We start from the raw sequence: 6,703 nt of genomic DNA on the forward strand, positions 1-6,703 counted from the left end.
CTTCCGCCTGAGCCACCAGCGACCCGGCGTAGTTCCCGCCGAACTTCGCCGCACCGGTGCCGCCCGGGCTGGCGCGCACGTACTCCGTCGACACCCAGACGCTGACCGGCTTGATGCCGCCCTTGAAATACGCGCCGGCCGGCGAAGCCAGCACCAGGTAGCGGTACTGCTTGGCCGGCCGAACGCCCAGGCCCGGCTCGGTGGCGATGATGAATGGCCGCAGATACAGCGACTCTTCGCCGCCGGCCGGCGGCACCCAACACTGGTCGACGGCGATCAACTGGCGCAGCGACTCGATGAACAGTTTTTCGGGCAACGCCGGTATCGCGAGTCGCCGGGCCGACGAGCGCATCCGGGCGGCATTCGCCTGGGCACGGAAGGACACGATCGATCCGTCCGGCCAGCGGTACGCCTTGAGTCCTTCGAACACGCCCTGCGCGTAGTGCAGCACGATGGCCGACGGATCCAGTTGCAGCGGACCGTAAGCGGTGACCCGTGCATCGTGCCAGCCCTGGCCGTCGGTGTAGTCGATCGACACCATGTGATCGGTGTGGTAACTGCCGAAGTCAGGGTCGCGCAGGACGGCGTCACGTGCCTCGTCGCTTGTCGGGTTTGCGGTGCGCAGAACCGTGAAGTCGAGGAGGCCGCTGGTCATCCTGCGATTGTATCCGCGGGTCACCGGGTGTTGGCGGCGACAAACGGTGGGCGCACCACTTCGCATTCGAGGCTGCGGCCGCGAACATCGACACGGACGTGCTGGCCGTCTGCTACGTCCGCGTCGGTGTCGATCAGCGCCAGTGCGATGCCGATTTTCAATGTCGGAGAGAACGTTCCAGACGTGGTGACCCCGATCTGGGTGTCGCCGTCAAGCACCGGCAATCCGGGCCGCAGCACGCCGCGGCCGACCGCGCGCAGCCCGCGCAGCAACCGCCGTGGCCCGTCGGCCTTCTCGGCCAGTAGCGCGTCGCGGCCGAAGAATGCGTCCTTCTTCCAGCCGATCGCCCAGCCGCACCGGGCCTGCAACGGCGAGATGTCAGCCGACAGCTCGTGTCCGTGCAGCGGATAACCCATCTCGGTGCGCAGCGTGTCGCGCGCACCCAATCCGGCCAACTGCCCGCCCGCCCGCTCCACGGCGGCCAGCAGCGCGTCGAACACCGGTCCCGCCGATTCCCACGGCGGCAACAGCTCGTAGCCGTGTTCACCGGTGTATCCGCTGCGGCACACCCGCACCGGCACGCCCTGCAATGACGCGTCCGCGTAGGCCATGTAGCCCATCTCGGCCGGCAGACCGAGTTCGCCGAGCACGTCGGCGGAACGCGGCCCCTGCACCGCCAGCACCGCGAAGGAGCGGTGCAGGTCGGTGATGGTCAGGCCGGCCGGCGCGGCCGCCTGCAGCGCCGCGACCACCGCCGCGGTATTGGCGGCGTTGGGCACCAGGAAGATGTCGTCGTCGGCGACGTAGTAGGCGATCAGGTCGTCGATCACGCCGCCGGATTCGGTGCAACACAACGTGTACTGCGCCCTGCCCGGACCGATCCGGCTGAGGTCGTTGGTGAACGCGGAGTTGACGAAGTGCGCCGCACCCGGGCCCCGGATCGACGCCTTGCCAAGGTGGCTGACGTCGAACAGTCCGACGGCGGTACGGGTGGCGTTGTGCTCGGTGACCGTTCCGGTATACGACACCGGCATCAGCCAGCCGCCGAACTCCGCGAAGGTGGCGCCCAATGCGCGGTGGCGGTCTTCCAGCGGTCCGTGCTGCACTTCGTCGCTCAGGTTGCTCACGTTGCTCACGCCGACTCACCCTAATCGGCGGTGATTAGGGTGAGTCGAGTGAGCACACAACCCGGTTACGCCGCACCAGCCGTCACTACCGCCTCGTCGCTGCCGCGCCGCGGCTCCGGATCGGCGGTGTTGGTCGTCCCGGTCGTGTCGACTGGATCAGACGATCAACCAGGCGCGGCGGTCGTCGCGGCCGAGCCGTTCATACCGGCCGACGCTGTCGCCGAGATCGAGGCCGGGTTGCGCGCGCTGGCCGCCACCGGCGGCAGTGAGCAGGTGCACCGACTGGTGGTGTCGTCGCTGCCGGTGGCCAGCGTGCTCACCGTCGGTTTGGGCAAACGGCGCGACGAGTGGCCCGAGGAGGTGGTTCGCCGCGCCGCCGGCACGGCGGCGCGGTCACTGGGCAGCGCCGAGGCGGTGATCACCACGCTGAGCGAACTGTCCGGCACCGGCAATCTGGGCGCCGTGGTCGAGGGGCTGGTCCTGGGCGGCTACCGATTCACCGCCTTCCGCACCGCCAAGACCGCGCCGAAGGATAACGGGCTGCGCAAGGTCACGGTGCTGTCGACCGCGAGGAATGCCAAAGCCGAAACGGCGAATGCCGCCGCGGTGGCGACCGCCGTCGCCACGGCTCGCGACCTGGTCAACACCCCACCAAGTCACCTTTATCCGGCGGAACTGGCGGCACGGGCCAGCGCCTTGGCCGAAGCCGCCGGGCTCGACGTCGAGGTGCTCGACGAGAAGTCGCTGCAAAAGGCCGGGTACGGCGGCGTGATCGGGGTCGGCAAGGGCTCGTCGCGGCCACCGCGGCTGGTGCGGCTGAGCCATCGCGGGTCGAAGCTGGCCAAGCGGAGCAAGCAGGCCAAGAAGGTGGCGCTGGTCGGTAAGGGCGTCACCTTCGACACCGGCGGCATCTCGATCAAGCCGGCGGCGTCGATGCACTATATGACCTCCGATATGGGCGGCGCCGCTGCCGTGATCGCCGCGGTGGCGGTGGCCGCTCAGTTGAAACTGCCGATCGACGTGACCGCCACCGTGCCGATCGCCGAGAACATGCCGTCGGCCACCGCCCAGCGCCCCGGCGACGAGCTGACCCAGTACGGCGGCACCACCGTCGAGGTGCTCAACACCGACGCCGAGGGCCGGCTGATCTTGGCGGACGCCATCGTGCGGGCTTGCGAGGACAACCCGGATTACCTGGTCGAGACGTCGACATTGACCGGTGCACAGACAGTGGCGCTGGGTGCCCGCACCCCCGGGGTGATGGGCAGTGACGAATTCCGCGACCGGGTGTCGGCGATTTCGCAGCGCGTCGGCGAGAACGGCTGGCCGATGCCGTTGCCCGACGATCTCAAGGACGACTTGAAGTCGACGGTGGCGGACTTGGCCAACATCAGCGGCCAGCGCTTCGCCGGGATGCTGGTGGCGGGCGTGTTCCTGCGCGAGTTCGTCGCCGACGGGGTGCAGTGGGCGCACATCGATGTCGCCGGCCCCGCCTACAACACCGGCAGCCCGTGGGGGTACACGCCCAAGGGCGGCACCGGTGTGCCGACCCGCACGATCGTCGCCGTGCTGCAGGACATAGCCGAAAACGGCTGACGTTCAGCGGTTACTTCGTCAAGAGGGACATGATCTGGTGCGTCATCTTCCGCCGCGGCCAACGCAGTGCTCCGTCGGCCCGTAGAGCGGCGTTGGCTGCGTTGCGTCCGCACGCACCGTGCACCGATCCTCCGGGCGTCGCCGAAGCGCTGCCTAGATACAGCCGCTCGACCGGTGTTTCAGCGCGCCCCATTCCGGGTGCGGGACGGAAGATCAGCATCTGCTGCAGTTGTGAAGTTCCACCGTTGACCGCGCCTCGGAACAGATTGGCGTTGCTGGCTTCCAGATCCGACGGCCGTTGCACGAATCGGCCGATCACGCGGTCGCCGAACCCGGGCGCATGGTCTTCGATGACCCGGTCCATCGTGACGGCGAGTTTCTCGGCGGACCCGTTGTCCGCGACGTCGCGCGGCAGATGCGTGTAGGCCCATACACTTTCGGTGCCCTCCGGTGATCGGGTCGCATCGGCGGTCGTGGTCTGGCCCAACAAGAGGAACGGGTCCTCCGGCACGACACGGGTGTTCAAATCTGCCATCCACCGGATCAAACCGTCGGCGTCGGCACCCAGGTGCACGGTGCCCACGCCCGCCAGCTTCTGCGACCGCCACGGAATGGGTTCCCTGAGGGTGTAGTTCACCTTCACGACCGGCAGATCCCAGGTGTAATGGTCGAGCTCGCGAAGCAAAGCCGCCGGAACCGCGTCATTCGGCAGCATGTCGCAGAACAACCGCGGCGCTGTGACATCAGCGACGATGGCCCGGCGGGCCCGCACGGTTCGGCCTTGCGCGGTGCTGACCGCAACCGCCCGCCCACCTTTCACGTGGATACGAGACACGGTCTGGCCGCACTCGATGTGCGCGCCGGCTGAGCACGCCCGATTGACCAGGGCCGCAGTCAATTTGCCGGATCCGCCGACCGGAACCGGCCAGCCCACGTCTTGAGCCAGCATCATCAGCAGAAACCCGAACGCGCCACTGCCGGGCGCGTCGGGCGGGGCGTCGGCGTGCATGGCGTTGCCCAGCAACAACAGCTGCGCAGCCTCGCCGTCGAACAGCCGAGACGCCATCGCGTTCGCCGGCTGCACGATGAGATTCGCCAACCGCAGGGCCTCGGCTGTGCCGAGCTTTCTCAGTAGTTGAAGCGAAGGCCGCACGGGCGGAAAAGGCGCCAGGATCGCGTCCATGAAAGGCTTCTTGATGGTCTCCCACAGCTGCACGAGCCGCCACCAGTTCTCCCCGTCACCCGGCTGCAGGTGCTCGAGTTCCGTTGCGGTGCGGGCGGGATCGCGGTGGATCACCGGTATCTCGTCATCGGCCCCGTTGCGCGGATGCGCGACCACCGCCGGTGCGTGCGACCAGCGCAGTCCGTGGTCCTCCAGGTGCAGTGCGGTGATCGCCGGCGAGGCCGCAGACATCGGATAGAAGGAGCTGTACAAGTCGGTGACGTAACCCGGCGTCAGTTCAGCGCTGCGCACCGCACCCCCGGGCTCGGGTTGCGCTTCGAGCACCAGCACGTCCCAGCCGGCGTCGGCCAGCATCGACGCGGCGACCAGTCCGTTGTGCCCGGCACCGATGACCACCGCGTCCACTGACTCTCCAGTGTCGTGAACCATTACTTTCTCCTCTTCGGAACCTCTGCGGGTTCAAGCCGTTCGGCCATCGCGGCAAGCCGCCACAGGCACTCGCGGTTACGCGGGGCGACGCTGACGAGTACCAGCCGATCGGGGAGGAGTTTCAGCAGCCCGCTGGCCCCCACCTCGATCATCTCCACCCGGCAACCATCGGCAGTGTCTTCGAGTCGCAGGGTGATCCGCATAGCGCCGAGGGGTCCCAGGCCGGCGTGCAGCACGGTTTCGCGAAACGGCGTGCAACTCTCGACCACGGTCTGGTCGTTTATCACGATCGGCCAGATTCCCACCGAGTGCCTGATGGCTGCACCGGGCTGAGGCCAGTTGGAGTCGACAGCGCGGGTGCGGCTGTTGCCCACCACCCACTGTGTATAGGCCCATCCGTCGGCCACTACCGCCCAAACCTGCTCACGGGACGCAGCCACCTCGCGGGTGGTGGCCATGTCTTGTTTGGCTTTCATCACCGAAACCTCCGAAATCTGCCGTCGACCCGACGGATACCCGCAGCCGGTCCGGACGATGCGCGGAGTCGGTTCCGATCAGCAACGTTTGAACACCGATCGCTTCGGTTAACCTCCTCCCCCGAACCGTAACCTTGGGGAGGCTCACATGATCACTGGGCGGCGATTGATCCTGCTGGCGGGCTTGATAATGCTGGTGGCCGGTGTGATCGGGCTTTTCCTGCCGGTGTCGATTTCCGGCGGCAGTGGCGGATCCATCGGCTGCGGCAGCGCAGTGCACTCAGACGTCTCGGCAGCCCGTAGCCAGGACAATCAGAACGCAGGCAATTCCCCTCTCGTGCAACAGATCCCGGTCATCAACCAGGTGGCCCCGCAAAGCCACTATGTCGCTGACTGCAACTCGGCGTTGGGCAATCGGCGGTTGTGGTCGATCCCGTTGACGCTCATCGGGATCGCTGCCGCCGCGGCTGCACTGTTCCCGCAACGGCCGGGCGGAGCGCCGGCCACCGGCATCTGAGGTCCTACATCACTCGCGCGCGTGCGGTGCTGCGCAGCGCTTGCGGCATCGCCCGGGACAGGCCGTAGAGCAGGTAGGCCTCCGGCGTGACCGGCCGGATCGACTTGTCTTTCCGCACCGCGGACACAATCGCCTTGGCCACCTTCTCCGGACCGTAGCGGCGCCGAGCGTACATCTTCTCCAGTTCTGCGCGACGTCCCTCGACGCGCTCGTCCTGGCCAGGCGGGGGGTCGAACCGGGTGGTGCGCACGATGTTGGTGTCGACGACACCGGGGCAGATGGTCGTCAACCCGACGCCGGCCGCATCGAGTTCGGCGCGCAGACAGTCGGAGAACATGTACACCGCCGCCTTGGACGTGCAGTAGGCGCTCAGGTGCTGGGAAGGCGCGTACGCGGCCATCGAGGCGACGTTGACGATATGCCCACCGGTGCCGCGCTCGACGAGGCGGCGTCCGAAGGCACGGCAACCGTTGATCACGCCGCCCAAATTCACGTCCAGCACGCGGTCGAACCGCTCGGGCGGCGTGTCCAGGAAGCGGCCGGCCTGCCCGATGCCGGCGTTGTTGATGACGATGTCGGGCACGCCGTGCTCGGCGCTCACCTGTTCGGCGAACGCCTCGACGGCGTCGGCGTCGGTCACGTCGAGCACGTAGGGGTAGGCGATCCCGCCGCGGGCGGTGATCTGCGCGGCGGTGTCCTTGGCGGCGGCCTCGTCGATGT

The 6,703-nt window shown here is 67.7% G+C and carries 7 protein-coding genes; 2 read left to right on the forward strand and 5 right to left on the reverse strand.

The window, feature by feature from the left end; translation table 11 throughout:
• Both WA317_RS09345 and gcvT read right to left on the reverse strand, forming a co-directional pair.
• The coding region (locus WA317_RS09345) for a branched-chain amino acid aminotransferase (RefSeq protein WP_425172759.1) at positions 1-655 on the reverse strand (655 nt) is incomplete at its 3' end.
• Between the two features lie 20 nt (positions 656-675).
• On the reverse strand, positions 676-1,773 hold the full coding sequence (gene gcvT / locus WA317_RS09350) for a glycine cleavage system aminomethyltransferase GcvT (RefSeq protein WP_425172764.1): 1,098 nt from the start codon (positions 1,771-1,773) through the stop codon (positions 676-678).
• A gap of 57 nt (positions 1,774-1,830) precedes the next feature.
• Between gcvT and WA317_RS09355 the strand changes: the two genes are divergently transcribed.
• Positions 1,831-3,378, forward strand: coding sequence for a leucyl aminopeptidase (locus WA317_RS09355; RefSeq protein ID WP_425172760.1), 1,548 nt, complete (start codon positions 1,831-1,833; stop codon positions 3,376-3,378).
• A gap of 10 nt (positions 3,379-3,388) precedes the next feature.
• On the opposite strand, the gene WA317_RS09360 is transcribed toward WA317_RS09355, so the two are convergent.
• Complete coding sequence (locus tag WA317_RS09360; protein ID WP_425172761.1) at positions 3,389-4,990, reverse strand: phytoene desaturase family protein; 1,602 nt, start codon at positions 4,988-4,990, stop codon at positions 3,389-3,391.
• On the reverse strand, positions 4,990-5,466 hold the full coding sequence (locus WA317_RS09365) for an SRPBCC family protein (protein WP_425172762.1): 477 nt from the start codon (positions 5,464-5,466) through the stop codon (positions 4,990-4,992). Before WA317_RS09365 ends, WA317_RS09360 begins: the two co-directional genes overlap by 1 nt.
• A 151-nt stretch (positions 5,467-5,617) precedes the next feature.
• Between WA317_RS09365 and WA317_RS09370 the strand changes: the two genes are divergently transcribed.
• Positions 5,618-5,983, forward strand: a complete 366-nt coding sequence (locus tag WA317_RS09370; protein ID WP_425172765.1) for an aminopeptidase — start codon at positions 5,618-5,620, stop codon at positions 5,981-5,983.
• A gap of 4 nt (positions 5,984-5,987) precedes the next feature.
• On the opposite strand, the gene WA317_RS09375 is transcribed toward WA317_RS09370, so the two are convergent.
• A partial coding sequence (locus tag WA317_RS09375) for an SDR family NAD(P)-dependent oxidoreductase (RefSeq protein ID WP_425172763.1) occupies positions 5,988-6,703 on the reverse strand: 716 nt, incomplete at its 5' end.

It is taken from the genome of Mycobacterium sp. (assembly GCF_049802695.1).
Taxonomy (GTDB): domain Bacteria; phylum Actinomycetota; class Actinomycetes; order Mycobacteriales; family Mycobacteriaceae; genus Mycobacterium.